The 20,219-nt window shown below is 61.0% G+C and carries 18 protein-coding genes; 8 read left to right on the top strand and 10 right to left on the bottom strand.

The window, feature by feature from the left end:
- Window positions 1–46: 46 nt before the first annotated feature.
- From ACDZ94_RS11475 to ACDZ94_RS11445, 7 genes are all read right to left on the bottom strand, one after another.
- Window positions 47–1,195 carry an iron-containing alcohol dehydrogenase gene (locus ACDZ94_RS11475; RefSeq protein ID WP_064454377.1) on the bottom strand — a complete coding sequence of 383 codons (1,149 nt, stop codon included), beginning with the start codon at window positions 1,193–1,195 and terminating at the stop codon, window positions 47–49.
- A gap of 195 nt (window positions 1,196–1,390) precedes the next feature.
- Entirely contained in the window at window positions 1,391–2,215 is an 825-nt protein-coding gene (locus tag ACDZ94_RS11470; RefSeq protein ID WP_028618151.1) for an ABC transporter permease, read from the bottom strand.
- A gap of 12 nt (window positions 2,216–2,227) precedes the next feature.
- Window positions 2,228–3,460 carry an ABC transporter permease gene (locus ACDZ94_RS11465; protein WP_053258306.1) on the bottom strand — a complete coding sequence of 411 codons (1,233 nt, stop codon included), beginning with the start codon at window positions 3,458–3,460 and terminating at the stop codon, window positions 2,228–2,230.
- A gap of 166 nt (window positions 3,461–3,626) precedes the next feature.
- Window positions 3,627–4,667 (bottom strand): ABC transporter substrate-binding protein, encoded by a 1,041-nt coding sequence (locus tag ACDZ94_RS11460; RefSeq protein ID WP_064454379.1) that lies wholly within the window; start codon window positions 4,665–4,667, stop codon window positions 3,627–3,629.
- Window positions 4,668–4,710: 43 nt separating this feature from the next.
- The gene (locus ACDZ94_RS11455) at window positions 4,711–5,823 is read right to left on the bottom strand and encodes an ABC transporter ATP-binding protein (RefSeq protein WP_064454380.1); all 1,113 of its coding nucleotides are present in this window, start codon (window positions 5,821–5,823) and stop codon (window positions 4,711–4,713) included.
- Window positions 5,824–6,037: 214 nt separating this feature from the next.
- Window positions 6,038–6,667 carry a response regulator gene (locus ACDZ94_RS11450; RefSeq protein WP_064454381.1) on the bottom strand — a complete coding sequence of 210 codons (630 nt, stop codon included), beginning with the start codon at window positions 6,665–6,667 and terminating at the stop codon, window positions 6,038–6,040.
- 18 nt (window positions 6,668–6,685) lie between these two features.
- Window positions 6,686–8,680 (bottom strand): sensor histidine kinase, encoded by a 1,995-nt coding sequence (locus ACDZ94_RS11445; RefSeq protein WP_064454382.1) that lies wholly within the window; start codon window positions 8,678–8,680, stop codon window positions 6,686–6,688.
- Between the two features lie 77 nt (window positions 8,681–8,757).
- On the opposite strand from ACDZ94_RS11445, the gene ACDZ94_RS11440 reads away from it, so the two are divergent.
- Window positions 8,758–9,732, top strand: a complete 975-nt coding sequence (locus ACDZ94_RS11440) for an alpha/beta hydrolase family protein (protein WP_432750184.1) — start codon at window positions 8,758–8,760, stop codon at window positions 9,730–9,732.
- Between the two features lie 144 nt (window positions 9,733–9,876).
- Here the strand turns inward: ACDZ94_RS11440 and ACDZ94_RS11435 are convergent, their stop codons facing one another.
- Genes ACDZ94_RS11435 through ACDZ94_RS11425 form a run of 3 tightly spaced genes read right to left on the bottom strand, consistent with a single transcriptional unit; the run spans window position 9,877 to window position 12,345 of the window.
- Window positions 9,877–10,644 (bottom strand): TerB family tellurite resistance protein, encoded by a 768-nt coding sequence (locus ACDZ94_RS11435; RefSeq protein ID WP_064454384.1) that lies wholly within the window; start codon window positions 10,642–10,644, stop codon window positions 9,877–9,879.
- A 1-nt stretch (window position 10,645) separates the two neighbouring features.
- Window positions 10,646–11,323 (bottom strand): N-acetylmuramate alpha-1-phosphate uridylyltransferase MurU, encoded by a 678-nt coding sequence (murU, locus tag ACDZ94_RS11430; RefSeq protein ID WP_432750183.1) that lies wholly within the window; start codon window positions 11,321–11,323, stop codon window positions 10,646–10,648.
- Window positions 11,320–12,345 carry an aminoglycoside phosphotransferase family protein gene (locus ACDZ94_RS11425; protein WP_064454386.1) on the bottom strand — a complete coding sequence of 342 codons (1,026 nt, stop codon included), beginning with the start codon at window positions 12,343–12,345 and terminating at the stop codon, window positions 11,320–11,322. Before ACDZ94_RS11425 ends, murU begins: the two co-directional genes overlap by 4 nt.
- A gap of 130 nt (window positions 12,346–12,475) precedes the next feature.
- Here ACDZ94_RS11425 and ACDZ94_RS11420 point away from each other — a divergent pair, with 130 nt between their 5' ends.
- The 7 genes from ACDZ94_RS11420 to glpE all read left to right on the top strand — a co-directional run bounded on the left by ACDZ94_RS11420 (window position 12,476) and on the right by glpE (window position 20,085).
- Window positions 12,476–15,301, top strand: a complete 2,826-nt coding sequence (locus ACDZ94_RS11420; RefSeq protein WP_432750182.1) for an LPS-assembly protein LptD — start codon at window positions 12,476–12,478, stop codon at window positions 15,299–15,301.
- Window positions 15,282–16,616, top strand: a complete 1,335-nt coding sequence (locus ACDZ94_RS11415; RefSeq protein ID WP_064455018.1) for a peptidylprolyl isomerase — start codon at window positions 15,282–15,284, stop codon at window positions 16,614–16,616. Before ACDZ94_RS11420 ends, ACDZ94_RS11415 begins: the two co-directional genes overlap by 20 nt.
- Complete coding sequence (gene pdxA / locus ACDZ94_RS11410; RefSeq protein ID WP_432751473.1) at window positions 16,613–17,602, top strand: 4-hydroxythreonine-4-phosphate dehydrogenase PdxA; 990 nt, start codon at window positions 16,613–16,615, stop codon at window positions 17,600–17,602. The genes ACDZ94_RS11415 and pdxA overlap by 4 nt, the downstream gene beginning before the upstream one ends.
- Window positions 17,599–18,411, top strand: a complete 813-nt coding sequence (rsmA, locus tag ACDZ94_RS11405; protein WP_064454389.1) for a 16S rRNA (adenine(1518)-N(6)/adenine(1519)-N(6))-dimethyltransferase RsmA — start codon at window positions 17,599–17,601, stop codon at window positions 18,409–18,411. Before pdxA ends, rsmA begins: the two co-directional genes overlap by 4 nt.
- A 106-nt stretch (window positions 18,412–18,517) precedes the next feature.
- On the top strand, window positions 18,518–18,898 hold the full coding sequence (gene apaG, locus ACDZ94_RS11400; RefSeq protein WP_064454390.1) for a Co2+/Mg2+ efflux protein ApaG: 381 nt from the start codon (window positions 18,518–18,520) through the stop codon (window positions 18,896–18,898).
- The gene (locus ACDZ94_RS11395) at window positions 18,898–19,746 is read left to right on the top strand and encodes a symmetrical bis(5'-nucleosyl)-tetraphosphatase (RefSeq protein ID WP_432751472.1); all 849 of its coding nucleotides are present in this window, start codon (window positions 18,898–18,900) and stop codon (window positions 19,744–19,746) included. The genes apaG and ACDZ94_RS11395 overlap by 1 nt, the downstream gene beginning before the upstream one ends.
- Window positions 19,747–19,755: 9 nt before the next feature.
- Window positions 19,756–20,085 carry a thiosulfate sulfurtransferase GlpE gene (glpE, locus tag ACDZ94_RS11390; RefSeq protein WP_221295762.1) on the top strand — a complete coding sequence of 110 codons (330 nt, stop codon included), beginning with the start codon at window positions 19,756–19,758 and terminating at the stop codon, window positions 20,083–20,085.
- The last annotated feature ends 134 nt before the right edge of the window (window positions 20,086–20,219 follow it).

The raw sequence follows: 20,219 nt of genomic DNA, 5'->3' as shown, positions 1-20,219 counted from the left end.
TGTATACCTCATGCTTTGCCATGCGCACCGTGACCTCACTCAACGGTTAGTAAGCTGCCCGGTAGATTTTCTCGATATCCGCTGCGCTGAGCTTGCGTGGATTGTTGCGCATCAGGCGTTCGATACCCGCCGCTTCCGTGGCCATGGCCGGGATTGCATCCTCGGGTATCCCAAAGCTGCGCAGGCCCGAAGGGATCTCCACTGCGGCACACAGTCGCGTCATCGCCTCAACCGCCTGGTCGGCTGCGTCGTTGATGCTGAGCCCGGTGACATTGACCCCCATCGCCTGGGCAATGTCCTGCATGCGCTCGACACACGCCAGCTTGTTCCAGTGCATCACGTAGGGCAGCAACAGCGCGTTGCTCACACCGTGGGCAATATTGAATCGCCCGCCCAGCGGGTAGGCCAACGCATGCACCGCGCCCACCCCGGCATTGCCGAACGCCATACCGGCCATCAGGCTGGCAGTGGCCATGTCATCGCGTGCTTGCAGGTTGGCCGGGTTGGCGTAGGCCTTGGGGAGCGCATTGGCAATCAGTTTGATCGCGCCAATGGCCAGGGCATCGGTGATGGGCGAGGCATTCAGTGACAGGTAGGATTCGATGGCGTGCACCAAAGCATCCACGCCACTGGCGGCGGTGACACTGCGCGGGCACGTGAGCGTCATTTGCGGGCTGATCAGCGCGACGTCCGGCAGCAGGTAGTCGCTGACGATGCCTTTTTTCAGCTGTGCCACTTTGTCCGAGAGGATCGCCACATTGGTCACCTCCGAGCCGGTGCCGGCCGTGGTCGGGATGGCGATCAGCGGCGGGCCCTTGCGCGGCACCTGGTCAACGCCGAACAAGTCCGCCAGGGCGCCGTGGTAACCGGCATAGGCCGCAACGCTTTTGGCAATGTCGATGGCACTGCCGCCGCCCACACCGATCAGGCCGTCATGCCCGCCTTCGCGGTATGCGCGCATGCAGTCTTCGACGATGGCGATTTCCGGGTCGGGCAGCACACGGTCGAAGATTTCATAGGGCCGCTCGCCCAAGTGTTCCAACGCCAGCGCCACGGTGCCGGACTTGACCAGCGCGGCGTCGGTGACGATCAGCGGGTTATCCACATCCAGGCGTGTGAGTTCGGCGGCCAGTTGTTCGATGGCGCCAGCGCCGGTCAACAGTTTGTGGGCGATCTTGAATGAGGAAGTGCTCATGTGCGCGGCCTCTCGTTAATGTTGGGCTTGCACAAGAGTAGCTCGAGATTTGGGGTTGCCCACCATTCACGCACTGAATGGCTCGGTCAATGTGGGAGCTGGCTTGCCTGGGATGCGGGCGACTCGGTTTTCCTGACATACCGAGTTGATGCTATCGCAGGCAAGCCAGCTCCCACAGTTGATCCGGTTTCGGCCTCAGACCTGCGCAGTGCGCAGTTTTTCGCTGCGGCCTCGTAGCCATTCCAGTGTCAGCAACAGCAGCACCGAGAAGGCAATCAGCAAGGTCGCCGCTGCGGCAATCGTCGGGCTGAGGTTTTCACGGATGCCGCTGAACATCTGCCGAGGCAAGGTTGCTTGCTCAGGGCCGGCAAGGAACAGCGTCACGACCACTTCATCGAATGACGTGGAGAACGCAAACAGCGCCCCGGAAATCACCCCGGGCGCAATCAACGGCAAGGTCACCCGACGAAACGCAGTCAACGGCGAAGCGCCCAGGCTGGCGGCCGCCCGTACCAGGTTATGGTTGAAGCCCTGCAAGGTCGCCGACACCGTGATAATCACAAACGGCACGCCCAACACCGCATGCACCACAATCAGCGAGAAGAAACTGTTGCCCAGCCCCAATGGCGCAAAGAACAGGTAACTGGCCACGCCGATAATCACTACCGGCACCACCATCGGCGAAATAACCAGCGCCATCACCAGCGCCTTGCCGGGGAAGTTGCCGCGGGTCAGGCCAATCGCCGCCAGGGTGCCGAACACCATTGCCAGCACGGTGGCCGCCGGGGCAACGATGATGCTGTTCTTCAGTGCGCGCATCCATTCGGCCGAGGCGAAGAAGTCCTGGTACCAGTGCAGCGAGAAACCTTGCAGCGGGTACACCAGGAAACTCCCGCTGTTGAACGACAGCGGGATAATCACCAGTACCGGCAATATCAGGAACAGCAGGATCAAGCCGCACAAGATCCGCAAGCTGTAGAACCACACCCGTTCCACCGGTGACATATAAGGGCTCAGCATCGCAAGGTCTCCTCAGCTCAGGCGCAGGCGACTGGCGCCCACCAGCCGGTTGTAGATCAGGTACAGCAGCACGGTCGCCAGCAGCAGTAAGCCGCCCAATGCCGTGGCCATGCCCCAGTTGATGCTGGTGTTGGTGTAGAAGGCTACAAAGTAGCTGACCATCTGGTCGTTCGGGCTGCCCAGCAGTGCCGGCGTAATGTAGTAACCAATCGCCAGGATGAACACCAGCAGGCAACCGGCTCCGACACCGGCATAGGTCTGCGGGAAGTACACGCGCCAGAAGCTGGCGAACGGGTGGCACCCCAGGGAGATCGCCGCCCGCATATACGTGGGCGAGATGCCTTTCATCACGCTGTAGATCGGCAGGATCATGAACGGCAGCAGGATATGCACCATGGAGATGTACACGCCGGTGCGGTTGAACACCAATTCCAACGGTTTATCGATCAGGCCCACACTCATCAGCGCGCTGTTGATCAGCCCACCGGATTGCAGCAACACAATCCACGCTGCCACGCGCACCAGGATCGAGGTCCAGAACGGCAGCAACACCAGGATCATCAGCAAGTTACTTTTGCGTGCCGGCAGGTTGGCCAGCAAGTAGGCCAACGGGTACGCCAGCAGCAGACAGATGAAGGTAATCACCAGGCCCATCCAGAACGTGCGGGCGAAGATGTCCAGGTAGATCGCCTGGTCCGGCGTTGCCGGGGCGACTTCGCCGAGGTCATCAATGCGGTGATCGACGGCCGCCAACAGGTAGTAAGGCGTAAGGCTGCTGGTATTGCGCCGGATAGCCTGCCAGTACGCCGGGTCGCCCCAGCGCTCGTCGAGGGTTTCCAGCGCCTGTTTATAAGAGGCAGGCGCTTCGGTAAACGGCAGCGCCCGCGCGGTTTTGGTCAGCAGGCTACGGTAGCCGGCCAGTTCCATGTTCAAGCGTTTGGACAGGTCGCCCAGTGTCTGGTTTTTACGCGCTTCGCCCAGGTCTTCGCTGAGTGCCTGATACACCGGTTCACCCGGCAGACCACGACCATCCCAGGTCTTGACCGCCACCACGGTACGCGGCAAACCACCCACCACTTCCGGGTTGCCGACGCTTTTGTAAAGCAGCGCAACGATCGGCACCAAGAACACCAGCAGCAAAAACAACACCAATGGCGCAATCAAGGCTTGGGCCTTCCAGCGGTTGAGCCGCTCGGCACGCGCCAGGCGCTGCTTGAGGGTGGGGCTGGGAATGGCGATAACCATGGCAAACTCCGGAAATCTTCTAAGAGTTCCCTGTGAGCGGTGCTTTTTTGTGGGAGCTGGCTTGCCTGCGATGGCATCGCCTCGGTGTCACTGAAAGACCGAGTCGATCCCATCGCAGGCAAGCCAGCTCCCACACCAGCCTGCTTTCACAGAGGAATATGCGGTGTTACTTGGCAGCCCACGAATTGAAGCGCTGCTCCAACTGCTCGCCGTTATCCGCCCAGAAGCTCACGTCGATCTGCACCTGGTTGGCAATGTTCTCCGGCGTGGTCGGCATATCCTTCAACACATCCTTGGCCAGCAACGGCACAGCCTGGGTGTTGGCCGGGCCGTAGGCGATGTTTTCCGAATAGGTCTTTTGCTGTTGCGGCTGTACCGAGAAGGCGATGAACTTCTTCGCCGCTTCCGCGCGGTCCTTGGCCAAGCCTTTAGGGATGGCCCACGCGTCGAAGTCGTAGATGCCGCCGTTCCAGACTACTTTCAGGTTGCTTTCTTTTTGCACGGCGGCGATGCGACCGTTGTAGGCAGAGCTCATGACCACGTCGCCAGAAGCGAGGTACTGCGGTGGTTGGGCGCCAGCTTCCCACCATTGGATCGACGGTTTGAGTTCATCCAGCTTCTTGAATGCACGGTCCTGGCCATCTTTGCCGGCCAGCACTTTGTACACGTCCTTCGGTGCCACACCGTCGGCCATCAAAGCGAATTCCAGGGTGTACTTGGCGCCCTTACGCAGGCCGCGCTTTCCGGGGAATTTCTTGGTGTCCCAGAAATCCGCCCAACTGGTCGGTGCGCTGGTCAGCTTGTCGGCGTTGTAGGCCAGCACGGTAGACCACACGAAGAAACCCACGCCGCAGGGCTGGATCGCGCCTTTGACGTAGTCGCCAGGGTTACCGAACAGTTTGGGGTCGAGCGGCTCGAACATGTCTTCGTCACAGCCACGGGACAGCTCCGGCGACTCCACTTCCACCAGGTCCCAGGACACGCTCTTGGTGTCGACCATGGCTTTGACCTTGGCCATTTCACCGTTGTACTCGCCGGCGACGATCTTGCCGTTGCCCGCACTTTCCCACGGTGCATAGAAGGCCTTGACCTGGGCCGCCTTGTTCGCGCCACCAAAGGACACGACCGTCAGGTCCGGGCCTGCCATGGCCTGTGTCGCGCCCATCAGGCCTAAAGCCAGGGCGGAATATTTAAGGGATCTCAACATTGTTGTTCTCTCCACGTGCAGGGTTGGTGAAGCCATGGGGCGATTAATTCGCCTCTAGAAGTGGGTCGAGTGCGCGAACGTGCTCGACTTGCCAGCCAATCGGTACCACGTCGCCGACCGCCAGGGCCGGGTCCAGCTCGGCAATCGGTTGTTTCACAAAAAAATCGGCCTTGCCGCAGACTTCCAGGCGCACGCGCACGTGGTCGCCCAGGTAGATAAATTCCACCACCCGTCCGGAGAAGCGGTTCACGCAGCTTTCGCTGGAGCCGTTGAGACTCACGCGCTCCGGGCGCACCGAAAGGGTCACCGGGCCGCCGATCTGGCCGACATTCACCGCCAGCGCCTCGACCTTTTCGCCACGCGCCAGCTCCACCACGCAACGCTCGCCGCTGTGGCTGTGCAGACGCCCGTTGAGGCGGTTGTTCTCACCGATGAAGTTGGCGACGAAGGTGTTTTTAGGTTCTTCGTACAAGGTGCGCGGCGCGGCGATCTGCTGGATCTCGCCTTGGTGGAACACCGCCACGCGGTCGGACATGGTCAAGGCTTCGCCCTGGTCGTGGGTCACGTACACCACCGTCACACCGAGACGCTGGTGCAGGTGCTTGATCTCCATCTGCATGTGTTCGCGCAATTGTTTGTCGAGTGCGCCGAGGGGTTCGTCCATCAGCACCAGCTGCGGTTCGAACACCAGCGCCCGAGCCAGGGCCACGCGCTGCTGCTGGCCGCCGGAAAGTTGCGCCGGGTAACGCTGGGCGAAGGCGTCGAGCTGGACCATGCTCAACACACGTTTGACCCGTTCGCTGACATCGGTCTTGCTCAAGCCGCGCACCGACAACGGGAACGCCAGGTTTTCGGCGACGGTCATGTGCGGGAACAACGCATAGTTCTGGAACACCATGCCGATGTCGCGTTTGTGCGGCGGCACGTTGTTGATCGCGCGCCCGGCCAGCAGGATTTCACCGGCGGTCGGTGTCTCGAAACCGGCGAGCATCATCAGGCTGGTGGTCTTGCCCGAGCCGGATGGCCCGAGCAGGGTGAGGAACTCGCCCTTGCGAATCTCCAAGTTGAGGTCTTTGACGATCAGGTTCTCGCCGTCGTAGCTTTTCTGCACGCCACGAAAGCTGACCAGCACATCATTTGAATCCACCTCGCTCATACCCGCACCTTTGTGTTTTGGACTGCTGTGGCACAAGCGTAGTCCAGGCGCGAGGCCCCGGAAATCGGGGGCCAGGAGAGAATTGCATCAGCAGGATGGAAGCCTGGGGGTAGGGATTGCCCTACAGCGATGGCGGGGATGGAACAGTGTCAGGGTTGCGCCCGCCGGGAACGCTCACGACAGGGCTCAAGGGAGGTCGCAAACAGGCATGTCGTCACAACAGCTTATGTTCCATGGCGTACTTCACCAATTCGGCCAGGGAGGTGATATTGAGCTTTTGCATCAGGCGCGCCTTGTGGGTGCTGATGGTCTTGCTGCTCAGCGCCAGTTGCTGCGCGATGTCATTGACGTTGGCGCCCTGGGCCAGGCGCTCGAACACCGAAAACTCGCGCTCCGAGAGCAACGAATGCAGCGGCCGCGTATCCGTCAGGCCGACTTCAAACACCATGCGGTCAGCCAGGTCCGGGTCGATATAGCGCCCGCCCGCCGCGACTTTGCGAATTGCCGTCAGCAACAGGGCCGGGTCGCTGTCCTTGGTCGCATACCCCGCCGCACCGACTTTCAAGGCTCGGGCGGCCATTTGCGCTTCATCGTGCATGGACAACACCAGGATCGCCGGCGGGTTATTCAGTGCACGGATGCGCGCAATGGCTTCCAGCCCATTCACACCCGGCATCGAGATATCCAGCAACACAACCTCGCACGCCACATGGCGCAAGGTCTCCAGCAACTGCTCGCCGTTACTCGCCTCGCCCACCACTTGCAGGTCTTTGGCCAGGCCGATCAATTGCTTGATGCCTTCGCGGACGATGGTGTGGTCTTCGGCTACCAATACGCGAATCACAGGGGTTTCCTCTTATAGTTATGCATCCAACGGCACCCTGACAGTCAAGGTGGTGCCCTCACCCGGCTCGCTGTGCAGGCTCAGTTGCCCGCCCATCATCAACACCCGTTCGCGCATACCCACTACGCCAAAGGAGACGGGCCGCCCCTGGGACTCAACGAAACCGATACCGTCATCGCTGATGGTCAACTGCAGGTCGCCGCCCTCAACGACCAGGGTCAGCTCGACAGTATGCGCCCGGGCATGGCGCATCACATTGGTCAACGCCTCCTGCAGGATGCGGAACAGGCCGATGGCCTTGGCGTCGCTCAGGGCCGGCAGGTTATCCGGGACTTGTACCAGGCAGGGGATTTGCGTGCGGGCTTCAAAGCGGCGGGCTTGCCATTCGATGGCCGAGGCGATGCCCGCGTCCAGAATCGGCGGGCGTAAGGCGGTTGCCACGTCGCGCACCAGTTGGAACAGCTGGGCGATCAGGCGCTTCATGCTGTTCAGGCGCTCGTTCAAGCCCGGGTCCAATTGCGCATAGGCCAGTTCGCACATCGAGGTTTCCAGCTTGAGCACCGTGAGCATCTGCCCGAGTTCATCGTGCACTTCGCGGGCGATACGGGCCTTTTCTTCTTCGCGTACGGTTTCCAGGTGGGCGGACAATTCGCGCAACTGCGCCTCGCTTTGCAGCAAGGCGGCCACATAACGGCGGCGCTCGGTCACGTCATTGAGATACACGACCAGGTATTCGCCATCGGCAAAGCGCAGAAAGCTCAAGGACACATCGGCGGGCAGGACGGTGCCGTCTGCGCGCACGCAATCGGCCGCAAAGTTTTGCGGGCCTTCTTCGCTGGCGCGGGCGCGCTTCCACAGGTTGAGCCAGCGGTCCATGTTCAACGTCGGGTCAAAATCGATCAGCGGCCTTTCGATCAATGCCCCTGCGCCATAACCGAGCATGGTTTCGGCGGCGAGGTTGGCGTAGCGCACATGGCTGTCCCAATTGACCCACAGGATGCCGACCGTACTTTGATCGATGGAAAATTGCGTCAACCGCAAGGCTTCGGCACTGGCGGCGCGCGCGGCACTTTCTTCCCGAGCCGCCAGCAGGCGCTGTTCCAGCTCACGCTGCTGGCGACGCTGCCAGACCACCACGGCGAGACTGGCGATCAGGAACAACCCCAAGAGCAGGCTGAGGTTTTTCCAGAACGCCGGTGACTCCGACAATCGCGGGTACTTGGGTTGTAACCAGCGACTATGCAGTTGATCCAGATCGCGGGCGGGGATCGCACGCAAGGCACTTTGCATGATGGTTGCCAGTTCCGGCCATTCACGGCGGGTGGCCACACGCAGCAATTGCGGCAAGCCGATATCCCCCACCACGGCCAGCCCGGCAAACTCTGCCTCGCCGGACAACCGGCTCAGCTGCGCCTCATCCACCACGGCATAACGCGCCTGCTGGCTGACCAGTAATTGCAAGGCCTGACGTTCCATGGGCACGCCTTGCACATTCAGGTTGGGATAGTTGCTGCGCAGGTAATCCGCCACGGCGCTGGGCATGCGCACGGCAACGCGAGACTGCTCATCGAGTTTTTCCAGCTCCACGGCACCGCCGCCTTCGCGGAAACCGACGATATGCTGGGGCACGCGCATGTACGGGTCGGTGAATAACCACAGGCGAAGGCCTGCGGGCGTTTGCTGCAGGCCGGGGGCGATATCCACCTCGCCGTCACGCACGGCGGCTTCCAATTGCTCCTGGCTGGGAAAGTTGCGCCAGGTCAGCTCAATGTTCAGCGCCTTGGCCAACCACTGCATCAACTCGACATTGGCCCCGGACAACCGCTGCAAGCGCCGGTCGTATTGCGCGTAAGGCGCCTGCAATACCAGGCCCACGCGCAACTCCGGATGCTGGGCCAGCCATTCCCGCTGCTGTGCATTCAGTTGCGCCAGTGGTGCAGCAGGCGCAGGCGCGGCACTCGCCATCAAGGCAAAGCACCAACAGCCGATAACCAGCAGACAGCGAAAACCCATGATCCACGTCTCACATCACTGACAAATACTGACCAACCCATTAGGCTGCTGGAATGACTTCTGGCCGGGAATTAACGATGCTCTTTCTCCACCGTTCGGCACTGCCAGCATTGTGCCTGTCGCTACTATTTACCAGCGCCTTTTCTGTACAGGCCGCCGACGCACCTGCGCCCGCCGCCGAAAAACCGGTTGAACGCCAACCCCTGCCCGAGCGCAGCCAGGAAGAAGCCAACGCCCTCGAGCGGCAACTTCCGCAACAGGAACAGCAACAGTTGCAGGCCGGCACCGACTCATTCCTGGCCCTGTGGAAGCCGGCCAACAGCGCCGAGCCCCAAGGTGTGGTGATTATCGTGCCCGGCGCCGGGGAAAGTGCTGACTGGCCGCAAGCAATTGCGCCTTTGCGCAGTAAATTGCCGGACGCCGATTGGGGCACCCTCAGCCTTTCGTTACCGGACCTGAACATGGACACCTTGCCGCCACGGGTCATGGAAGCACCCAAGGCAGCGGTCGACACCAGCAGCAAAGAAGGCAGCACCGCCGCCAAACCCATCGAACAAGCCGCCAGCGCCGAAGCTGAAGGGACGGACCCGGCGGTGGTGCCGGGTGCGGAGCAACAGGACAAGACTGACGCCAAGCGCATCTTTGATCGTATCGACGCCGCCGTCGCCTTCGCCCAAACCCAGAGCGCGCGCAGCGTGGTGTTGCTCGGCCATGGCACCGGCGCGTGGTGGGCCGCGCGTTACCTGAGCGAGAAGCAGCCGTCCCAAGTGCAGAAGTTGGTGATGGTGGCCGGCAAGACGCCTGCGGGTCGGCAGCCGAATCTGCAACAACTGGCCCCAACGCTGAAAGTGCCTACGGCGGACGTCTTCTACCAGGACGGCGCCCAGGAGCGCAAAAACGCACTGGAGCGTGCGCAAGCCGCCAAGCGTGCGAAGAATGACGGCTACAAACAGGTGTCACTCAAAACCCTGCCCGGCAATAGCTCGGCCGAGCAGGAGCAGTTGTATCGGCGGGTTCGCGGGTGGCTGAGCCCGCAGGCCGCCAACAATTGATCCTGGCCTGACAACCCAATCAAATGTGGGAGCTGGCTTGCCTGCGATAGCGGGCTGTCAGTGACGATTGCTTAGCTGACACACCGCTATCGCAGGCAAGCCAGCTCCCACACCTATTGGGTTGGCCGCTCCAAAGGGTGGTAGCTATCTGAAATCCCGCCGCTCGCGAATCAATGCATAGGCGTTATGCAGTTCGCGGGTTCGCTCGGTCGCCTCGCGCACTTGCGCGGGGCTGGCGCCAGTGCCGGCAATCTTGTCCGGGTGGTGGCGACTGAGCAGGCGACGATAGGCACGCTTGATTACCGACGGTTCGCTGGTGGCGGTTACGCCAAGCGTCCGCAACGCCTCCTGATAGGCGCCGCTGCGGCTGACCATTGGCTTGCGTTCCGGCGCGTAATCGGAAGCCAGCGCCTGCAACTGTTGCGGCGTCCAACCCAGCCACTTGCCCCATTGATCGATCAGGTCGCGCTCGGCCTCATCTGCCCTGCCATCCGCCCAGGCCATTCGCCAGCACGCACGCAACACGCCTTCCGCCGCATGCGGCTGAGCCTTGAGCACGCGCAGATAAGTGCGCACACGGTCGGACCCGGACTTGCCGCGATTGAACGCGGTAATTGCCCGGCGCCGTGCCGGCTCGCTCATGTCCAGCGAGCGCATCTCCTGGCGCGCCTGCTGGATATGCCCATCCACGACCCGGCCATTACTTTTGGCCAGGCGCCCCAGCAGCACAAACAGCAGTTCGTCGTTACGCAACGCCGTGCGCCCGCCCAGGCGTTCGCGCAATTGCGCCCAACTGTGCAATTGCAGGCGGCGATCCAGTGCCTGCCCCAACAATGCGCCCAACAAGGCCCCCGGAATACTGGCAATGGCAAAGCCAGCCCCGGCACCGATCAGTGTCCCTGGCCACAACATCCTATCGCCCCGCAGTCAGCAAGGTTTCGACCCGCGCCAGACGTTCCAGCGTGCCGACATCAATCCAGCGTCCCGTCATGTGTTCCCCCGTTACCCGTCCTTTGGCCATGGCCTCCCGCAACAGCGGCGCCAACTTGAAGACTCCGGCGCTGCAACCCGCGAACAACTGGGGGTCGAGCACTGAGATGCCACTGAAGGTCAGGTTATCGGCACCGGGCGCGGCATCATGAAGCACGCCGTCGCTCAAATAGAAGTCGCCGCCCATAGGGGCATGGTCAGGCATGTCGACCATCACCAGGTGGGCAAGCCCTTGCAGCGGCTTGTTGCGCAGGCTGGCGAAGTCGAAGTCGGTCCAGATGTCGCCGTTGACCAGCAGGAAGGGTTCGTCGCCCAGCAGTGGCAGTGCCTTGAAAATACCCCCGCCGGTTTCCAGCGGCTCGCCTTCGGCCGAGTACTGGATGCGCAGGCCAAACTGCGCGCCGTCGCCCAGGTAGCTTTCGATCTGCTGCCCGAGCCAGGCATGGTTAATGACGATATCGGTGAAGCCGGCCTTGGCCAGCGCTTCAAGGTGATACTCGATCAACCGCTTGCCGCCCGCCTGCACCAAGGGCTTGGGCGTGTGCAGCGTGAGCGGACGCATGCGCTCGCCTTTGCCTGCCGCCAGGATCATCGCCTTCATACGCCCGCCTCGGCCGGTTCGCGCAGGCTAGCGAGCAATTCACCCAGCTCATCCAGTTCAGGCCGGTCGGCCAGTACCGCTTCTATATAAGCAAAGAAGCGCGGCACGTCCGCCAGGTAGCGTGGCTTACCGTCGCGATGGCAAATGCGCGCAAAGATGCCGATCACCTTGAGGTGGCGCTGCACACCCATCAGGTCACTGGCGCGCAGGAACGCTTGAAAATCGTCCTGCACCGGGATGCCCAATTGCCCGGCACGCTCCCAGTAACCACGCTGCCATTCGCGCACGCGCGCCTTGGGCCAGCTGAGGAACGCATCCTTGAACAGGCAGGTGATGTCGTAGGTCACCGGGCCGTAGACCGCGTCCTGGAAATCCAGCACGCCAGGGTTCGGCACGCTGATCATCAGGTTGCGTGGCATATAGTCGCGATGCACCAGCACTTTGGGCTGGGCCAGGGCGCTGTCGATCAAGTGATCACTGACGCGCTGCCACAAGGCTTGTTGCCGGGCGTCGAAATCGATACCCAAATGCCGGCGAACGTACCACTCCGGAAACAATTCCAGCTCACGGCGCAACAAGGCGACGTCATAGCTGGGCAGCGGCGTGTCCATCGGCAACTGCTGAAAAGCCAGCAGCGCATCGATGGCATCGGCAAACAATTGATCGGCGTTTTGCTCGTCAATCACGTCCAGATAGGTTTTTCTGCCCAGGTCATTGAGCAAAAGAAAGCCGCGAGGCAAATCTTCTGCATAAATTTTTGGCACATTAATTCCCGATTTCGCGAGCAAATCAGCGATATCGACGAAAGGTTTGCAGTTTTCCTGGGGGGGCGGCGCGTCCATGACGACGAACGTTCGACCGCCACCCTCCCAACGGAAGTAACGCCTGAAACTCGCGTCGCTGCTGGCCGCGGTCAATGTGGCCGGTGGTACGACACCCCAATCCTGAGCGTTGAAAAGGATCGGCAACTGCTCATCCAGCCATACTTTCAGCTGTTGTAAACGTAGATCTTGCTCGGGCATTACAAGGGTCTCCGACGGCGCTAGCCGTCAAGCGGGTCATGCTTTATTATCACGCATCTTTTTCAGACCATCGAGAGGCGTGCGGCCCAAACCGCGGGCAGATGGCACGCAGGAAGCCCGGACTAATAAGATGGCATTGAAATCCCCCGCGTTTCGTAGAAAATTTCCGTTGCTGGTAACCGGCAGTCTGCTGGCCATGCAACCTTTCGCCACCTCATTCGTGGTCGCCGCGGAACAGTATGACTGCTCAGTCTCTGCTTCGGGTGCCTGGGATTGCGCGCCGAAAACCGCCGCAGCCCCGTTGCCACCGCGCCCGGTGCATGACGGTGCAGCCGTCAGCTCGGCCGGCAGTACGGCGCAAGCCGACGCTGGCGGCAGCGGCGACGCTGAACCGAAGACCGCGCTGGTCACCGAAGCCAAGGGCCGTGGCCTGCGTTCGCGCAGCGCCGACTACAGCCACCTGGACTGGGTGCCTCGCGAGAAGCTGACCGCGGCCCAACTGGCCGAAACCGGTCCTTATTGCTCCGGCGCGTACATCGAGCCGACCCGTCCTGGCATGAACGACAAGACGGACAAAAGCGATACGCCGACCTTCATCGGTGCCAAGGCCTCTCGTTACGAGCAGGAACAGCAAGTCGCGACCCTGGCCGGTGACGTCGTCATGCGCCAGGGCAGCATGCAGCTGGAGGCTCAGGAAGCCAGCCTGTATCAGGCCGAGAACCGTGGCGAGCTGAACGGCAACGTTCGTCTGCGCGACAACGGTGCCCTGATCGTGGGCGACCACGCAGAGGTCCAGCTCGACACGGGCGCCGCCCAGATCGACAACGCCGAATACGTACTGCACAAGTCGCGCATACGCGGTAGCGCGCTGTACGCCAAGCGTGCCGAGAACGCGATTATCCGTCTCAAGGACGGTACGTACACCACCTGCGAGCCGGACAGCAACGCCTGGCAGATCAAGGGCAACAACATCACGTTGAACCCGGCCACCGGTTTCGGTACGGCGACCAACGCGACGTTGCGGATCAAGAACATCCCGATCCTGTACACCCCATACATCTATTTCCCGATCGACGACCGTCGTCAATCCGGCTTCCTGCCGCCGAGCTTCAGCACCGGTGGGGAAACTGGCTTTACCCTGATTACGCCGTATTACTTCAACCTGGCGCCAAACTACGACGCCACGTTGTACCCGCAATACATGACCAAACGCGGTTTGATGATGGAAGGCGAATTCCGCTACCTCACCAAGACCAGCGAAGGTCAGTTTGGCGGCGCGTACCTGAACGACGACAGCGACGAACGGAAAAAGCAGAGCGACTACGAAAAAACTCGCTACATGCTCAACTGGCAGCATAAAGGTGGGCTGGATTCGCGACTGACGACCCTGGTCGACTACACCAAGATCAGCGATCCGTACTTCTACCAGGATCTGAAAACCAACCAGGAAGGCGTTCAAGCTCAGGACTTCGTGAACCAACAGGGCGCCTTGACCTATCGCGGCGACTCCTATCAGGCGCGCTTGAACGTCCAGTCTTATCAACTGGCGACCGTTTCGCAGATCACCCCGTATGACCGACTGCCGCAGCTGACCTTCAACGGTACGCTGCCTTACCACCCGGGCGGCTTGGACTTTGCTTACGAGACCGAGGCAGTGCGCTTTGACCGGGATCTTGAGACCGGCAATTACACGGAAAAAGACGGAGGCCCGTTCAATACGCCACCGTTGGCGAATGGCACCCCTCGCCTGGACACTTACGTATTTGGCTTGAACCGCGCCAACGGCACGCGTCTGAACCTGGCACCAAGCATGTCCCTGCCGATGACTGCAACCTACGGGTACATCACGCCGAAGCTCAAGTACGTCTACACCAAGTACGATCTTGACCTGGACAGCACTGGCAAGGCTGACTTGGTAACCAATAGAGGCGGCGCCTCGCAGTTGGGTGAGAGCTTCAACAGTTCACAGGATCGCGCAGTCCCTATCGCCAGTATCGACAGCGGCCTGTATTTCGACCGCAATACCCAATGGTTCGGCGAAAACTATCGCCAGACCCTTGAACCGCGCATGTTCTATCTCTACGTCCCAGAGACGGACCAGAAAGACATTCCGGTGTTCGACACCAGCGAAAACACGTTCAGCTACTCCTCGCTGTTTCGGGATAACCGTTTCTCCGGCTCGGACCGTATCGGCGACGAGAACAAGCTGTCGTTTGGCTTGACCAGCCGCTGGATTCAAGAGAACGGCTTTGAACGCCAACGGGCATCCATCGGCCAGGCGGTATATTTCAAAGATCGTGAAGTGCAACTGCCTGGTATCGATGCCAAGACACGCGATGACGCTCACTCGAACGTTTCGCCAATCGCCTTGGAATACGAATTCCGCTTCAACCATGACTGGCGCGCTACTGCCGACTACAACTGGGACCCGGAGAGCCGTTCCCCACGTTCCGGCAGCGCAATGTTCCACTACCAGCCGGAAGACAACCCGAACAAGGTTGTTAACCTCGGTTATCGCTATCGCAACGACCAAGTGGTTTATAACCAGTTGACCGGTAAATACCAGTTTGGCGGTGACTTCAGTACACCTGGCGACCCTAACTACGTGAAGGATTACTACAAAATCCAGCAACACGACTTCTCGATGATGTGGCCGATCATTCCCCAGTGGAACCTGATCACCCGCTGGCAGTATGACTATGCCCGCAACCGCACCCTGGAAGCCTTCGGTGGTTTCGAGTACGACAACTGCTGCTGGAAACTGCGTGTGATCAACCGTTACTGGGTTTCCAACGACGAATACACTCAGATCGCCCCGCTGAACGAAAAGGGTGACCACGGGCTCTTCTTCCAGATCGTCCTTAAAGGACTCGGCGGCCTGACCGGCGCCAAGGTAGAGAGCTTCCTCGACAAAGGCATTGAAGGTTATCGTGAACGTGAAGACCAAGCTTTCTGATTGCGTGCGCCCGCTGGTGCTGGGCGCGCTGTTCCTGGGGGCCGCATCGGCACACGCTGCGGTTCAACAGCTGGACAAAGTTGTGGCCATTGTCGATAACGACGTGATCATGCAGAGCCAACTCGACCAACGGGTCAAGGAAGTTCAGCAAACTATCGCCAAGCGTGGTGGCGGCGTGCCGCCTACCAGCGTGCTCGATCCACAGGTGCTGGAACGCCTGATCGTCGAAAACCTGCAACTGCAGATCGGCGATCGTTCCGGCATCCGTATTTCGGATGAAGAACTGAACCAGGCAGTAGGCACCATCGCTCAGCGCAACAACATGAGCATTGACCAGTTCAAAGCTGCTCTGGCCCACGACGGCCTGTCCTATGAGGACGCCCGTGACCAGATCAAGCGTGAAATGATCATCAGCCGTGTGCGTCAGCGCCGTGTGGCCGAGCGGGTTCAAGTGTCCGAGCAGGAAGTGAAAAACTTCCTGGCGTCGGACCTGGGCAAGATGCAGCTCTCCGAAGAGCTGCACCTGGCCAATATCCTGATCCCGACACCGGACAGCGCCAACGCCGAGCAGCTCAATGCAGCTGCCGCAAAGACTCAGGCCGTTTATGACCGTTTGAAAGCCGGCGCTGACTTCGCCCAGACGGCAATTGCCGTCTCCGGCAGCGACAACGCCCTGGACGGCGGTGATATGGGCTGGCGTAAAGCCGCTCAGTTGCCACCTCCGTTTGACCGTGAACTGAGCGCCATGCAGCCGGGTGAAATTACCCAGCCAGCACGCACACCGGGCGGCTTCATCATCCTCAAGTTGCTGGAAAAACGCGGCGGCGAGACCTCGCTGAAAGACGAAGTGCATGTTCGTCACATCCTGGTCAAACCAAGCGAAATCCGTACCGAGGCGCAAACCAAGGAACTGGCCCAGAAGATCTATGACCGTATCGAAGGCGGTGAAGACTTCGCCACCTTGGCCAAGAGCTTCTCGGAAGACCCGGGTTCGGCCCTCAACGGTGGCGACCTGAACTGGATCGACCCGAAAGCGCTGGTGCCGGAGTTCCAGGACGTTATGGCCAAGACCCCGCAAGGCGTTCTGTCCAAGCCGTTCAAGACTCAATATGGCTGGCATGTACTGGAAGTTCTTGGCCGCCGCGCGACCGACAACACCACCCAGGCCCGCGAGCAACAAGCCCTGAGCGTATTGCGTAACCGCAAGTACGACGAAGAGCTGCAAACCTGGTTGCGTCAGATCCGTGACGAAGCCTACGTGGAAAACAAGCTGCCAGGCGCCGAGCAAACAGGCACCGACCAGGCAACGAAGTGAAACCACAGCGTTTCGCGGTCACACCCGGCGAGCCGGCCGGCATTGGTCCAGACCTGTGCCTGCTCCTCGCCTCGCAACCCCAGCCACACCCCCTGATTGCCATAACCAGCCGCGACCTGCTCCTTGAGCGGGCCGCGCAACTGGGTGTGGCCGTCACGTTGCTGGACGTGGCGCCGGGCAATTGGCCTGACCTGCCGGCCCCCGCAGGCAGCCTGTATGTGTGGGACACCCCGCTTGCGGCCAAGGTCGTTGCCGGGCAACTGAACAAGGCCAATGCGGCGTTTGTGCTGCAAACCCTGACCCGTGCCGGCCAAGGCTGTATCGACGGTGACTTCGCGGGCATGATCACCGCCCCTGTGCACAAGGGCGTCATCAACGACTCCGGCATCGCCTTTTCCGGCCATACCGAATTCCTCGCCGAACTGACCCACACCGCTCAAGTTGTGATGATGCTTGCCACACGCGGCCTGCGCGTGGCCCTGGTGACCACGCACCTGCCGTTGCGCGATATCGCCGACGCCATCACCGCCGAGCGCGTGGAGCGCGTCACGCGCATCCTGTACACCGACTTGCAACAAAAATTCGGCATTGCCCAACCCCGAATCCTGGTCTGCGGGCTTAACCCGCACGCCGGTGAAGGCGGCCATTTGGGCCATGAAGAAATCGACATCATTGAACCGACATTAGAGCGTCTGCGCCAAGAAGGCATGGACCTGCGTGGCCCACTGCCTGCGGACACTCTGTTTACCCCCAAATATCTGGAGCACTGCGACGCAGTGCTGGCGATGTACCATGACCAGGGGCTGCCCGTGCTGAAATACAAAGGCTTCGGCGCCGCAGTCAACGTGACACTGGGCCTGCCGATCATCCGCACCTCCGTCGACCATGGCACTGCCCTGGACCTGGCGGGCAGCGGCAAGATCGATACCGGCAGCCTGCACGTGGCCCTGGAAACCGCCTATCAGATGGCCGAGACCCGTATATGACCGAGCATTACCAACACCGGGCGCGCAAGCGCTTCGGGCAGAACTTCCTGCACGACGCCGGCGTGATCGACCGCATCCTGCGCTCCATCCATGCCAAACCTGAAGACCGCCTGCTGGAAATCGGTCCGGGCCAGGGCGCACTGACCCAAGGCCTGCTGGCCAGTGGCGGTCAACTGGACGTGGTTGAACTGGACAAGGACCTGATCCCGATCCTCAACCAGCAGTTCGCAGGCAAGTCCAACTTCAACCTGCACCAGGGCGACGCGCTGAAGTTCGACTTCAACAGCCTCAATGCCGCGCCCAACAGCCTGCGGGTGGTCGGCAACCTACCTTACAACATCTCCACACCGCTGATTTTCCACCTGCTGAACAACGCCGGGATCATTCGCGACATGCACTTCATGCTGCAAAAAGAAGTGGTTGAGCGCTTGGCGGCGGGGCCTGGTGGTGGTGATTGGGGCCGTCTGTCGATCATGGTTCAATACCATTGCCGTGTGGAACACCTGTTCAATGTTGGCCCCGGCGCGTTTAATCCGCCGCCGAAGGTCGACTCGGCCATCGTGCGCCTGGTGCCTCACGCCGTACTGCCGCACCCGGCCAAGGACCACAAGCTACTGGAGCGGGTGGTGCGCGAAGCGTTCAACCAGCGCCGCAAGACCCTGCGCAACACGCTCAAGGCGCTGCTGAGCAACGCTGAGATCGAAGCCGCCGGCGTCGATGGCAGCCTGCGCCCCGAGCAACTGGACCTGGCCGCGTTCGTGCGCCTGGCCGACCAGCTTGCCATCCAGCCTGCGCCAACCGTGGACTGAAGCCTGCCATGCATGGGCCAGACAGCATGTCTGGCCTAGTGCCCTGCTGATGGCCTAGACTGATCCGCATCTGCTGTCCTCCGCTTTTGCTTTTAAGGCCTCTTGCATGTCCGATCCTCGCTACCAGATCGACGTCAGCGTCGTCACCCGCTTCCTCGCGGACCAATCTCAACCCGAACATAACCGTTTCGCCTTTGCCTACACCATCACGGTGAAGAACAACGGGCAGGTGCCGGCCAAGCTGCTGTCGCGCCACTGGGTGATCACCGACGGTGACGGTCAGGTTGAAGAAGTGCGCGGCGCCGGTGTGGTTGGCCAGCAACCGTTGATCGACGTTGGCGCCAGCCATACCTACAGCAGCGGCACGGTGATGACCTCCAAAGTCGGCACCATGCAGGGCTCGTATCAGATGAAAGCCACCGACGGCAAACTGTTCGACGCCATCATCGCGCCCTTCCGCCTCGCCGTGCCTGGAGCCCTGCACTGATGGCGACGTACGCGGTCGGCGACCTGCAAGGCTGCCTGGAACCCCTCAAGTGCCTGCTGGAGCGGGTTGCCTTCAACCCGGCAAGCGATCGCCTGTGGCTGGTGGGTGACCTGGTCAATCGCGGCCCCGAGTCCCTGGAAACCCTGCGTTTCCTGTATGGCCTGCGCGACTCCCTGGTGTGTGTACTGGGCAACCATGATCTGCACTTGCTGGCGGCCGGCAATAACATCGAACGCCTGAAAAAGAGCGACACCCTGCGCGAAATCCTTGAAGCACCCGATCGCGCGCAACTGCTGGATTGGCTGCGTCGACAAAAGCTCATGCATTACGACGAAGGCCGCAACATGGCCTTGGTCCATGCTGGCATCCCGCCTCAATGGACACTGAAGAAAGCCCTCAAGTGTGCCGCTGAAGTGGAAAGCGCACTGGCCGATGACAGCCTCTACACCGCTTACCTCGACGGCATGTACGGCAATGAGCCCGTCAAGTGGGACAACGACCTCACCGGCGTGACCCGCCTGCGCGTCATCACCAACTACTTCACACGCATGCGCTTCTGCACCGCAGAGGGCAAACTGGACCTCAAAAGCAAGGAAGGCGCCGACACCGCGCTGCCCGGCTACAAGCCCTGGTTTGCCCACAAGGAGCGCAAGACCCGCGACACGCAAATCATCTTCGGCCACTGGGCTGCCCTTGAAGGCAAGTGCGACGAGCCGGGTGTCTTTGCCCTCGATACCGGCTGCGTGTGGGGCGGCGCCATGACCCTGATGAACATCGACACCGGCGAGCGCTTGAGCTGCCAGTGTGAATCCCCCCTTTCCGTGAAACTGCCGGCCGCCAAGCCATAGGAGCCCGCCATGAGCGAATTCAAACGTATCCCTCCCGAACAAGCCCAGGCCCTGCGCGAGCAAGGTGCCGTGGTGGTCGACATCCGCGACCCTCAGGCTCACGCCGCTGGCCATATCACCGGCGCGCAGCATCTGGACAACCACAACATCGCCGACTTCATCCGTGCCGCGGACCTCGACGCACCGGTGATCGTGGCCTGCTATCACGGCAACTCCAGCCAGAGCGCGGCCGCCTACCTGATCAGCCAGGGCTTCTCCGATGTCTATAGCCTGGACGGTGGCTTTGAGCTGTGGCGTACGACCTATCCTGCAGAAATTGCCTCCGGCGATTCGCAATAATTTTTTTCACACCCCGCTACCCCGCGTGACGCATGGGCTCGCGCCGTTTCTGACGAACGGCGCAGCCAACTAATTGCGCATCGCGCCTTGAACTCCCGGATTCCGAACTATCCTTAAGCGCAGGCCATCCGAAT

It is taken from the genome of Pseudomonas sp. UBT (assembly GCF_050915955.1).
In the GTDB taxonomy this organism is placed as follows: domain Bacteria; phylum Pseudomonadota; class Gammaproteobacteria; order Pseudomonadales; family Pseudomonadaceae; genus Aquipseudomonas; species Aquipseudomonas antarctica_A.
Note: the sequence above shows the minus strand (reverse complement) of the source record. Positions and strands in the feature narration are given on the sequence as shown.

What these genes read in the sequence shown, in the direction of transcription:
- rsmA (WP_064454389.1), top strand. Translation starts at nt 17,599, where the DNA reads ATGACCGAGCATTACCAACACCGGGCGCGCAAGCGCTTCGGGCAGAAC.
- ACDZ94_RS11455 (WP_064454380.1), bottom strand. Translation starts at nt 5,823, where the DNA reads ATGAGCGAGGTGGATTCAAATGATGTGCTGGTCAGCTTTCGTGGCGTG.
- ACDZ94_RS11420 (WP_432750182.1), top strand. Translation starts at nt 12,476, where the DNA reads ATGGCATTGAAATCCCCCGCGTTTCGTAGAAAATTTCCGTTGCTGGTA.
- ACDZ94_RS11425 (WP_064454386.1), bottom strand. Translation starts at nt 12,345, where the DNA reads ATGCCCGAGCAAGATCTACGTTTACAACAGCTGAAAGTATGGCTGGAT.
- glpE (WP_221295762.1), top strand. Translation starts at nt 19,756, where the DNA reads ATGAGCGAATTCAAACGTATCCCTCCCGAACAAGCCCAGGCCCTGCGC.
- ACDZ94_RS11465 (WP_053258306.1), bottom strand. Translation starts at nt 3,460, where the DNA reads ATGGTTATCGCCATTCCCAGCCCCACCCTCAAGCAGCGCCTGGCGCGT.
- ACDZ94_RS11475 (WP_064454377.1), bottom strand. Translation starts at nt 1,195, where the DNA reads ATGAGCACTTCCTCATTCAAGATCGCCCACAAACTGTTGACCGGCGCT.
- ACDZ94_RS11470 (WP_028618151.1), bottom strand. Translation starts at nt 2,215, where the DNA reads ATGCTGAGCCCTTATATGTCACCGGTGGAACGGGTGTGGTTCTACAGC.
- apaG (WP_064454390.1), top strand. Translation starts at nt 18,518, where the DNA reads ATGTCCGATCCTCGCTACCAGATCGACGTCAGCGTCGTCACCCGCTTC.
- ACDZ94_RS11460 (WP_064454379.1), bottom strand. Translation starts at nt 4,667, where the DNA reads ATGTTGAGATCCCTTAAATATTCCGCCCTGGCTTTAGGCCTGATGGGC.
- ACDZ94_RS11445 (WP_064454382.1), bottom strand. Translation starts at nt 8,680, where the DNA reads ATGGGTTTTCGCTGTCTGCTGGTTATCGGCTGTTGGTGCTTTGCCTTG.
- murU (WP_432750183.1), bottom strand. Translation starts at nt 11,323, where the DNA reads ATGAAGGCGATGATCCTGGCGGCAGGCAAAGGCGAGCGCATGCGTCCG.
- ACDZ94_RS11435 (WP_064454384.1), bottom strand. Translation starts at nt 10,644, where the DNA reads ATGTTGTGGCCAGGGACACTGATCGGTGCCGGGGCTGGCTTTGCCATT.
- ACDZ94_RS11395 (WP_432751472.1), top strand. Translation starts at nt 18,898, where the DNA reads ATGGCGACGTACGCGGTCGGCGACCTGCAAGGCTGCCTGGAACCCCTC.
- ACDZ94_RS11440 (WP_432750184.1), top strand. Translation starts at nt 8,758, where the DNA reads ATGCTCTTTCTCCACCGTTCGGCACTGCCAGCATTGTGCCTGTCGCTA.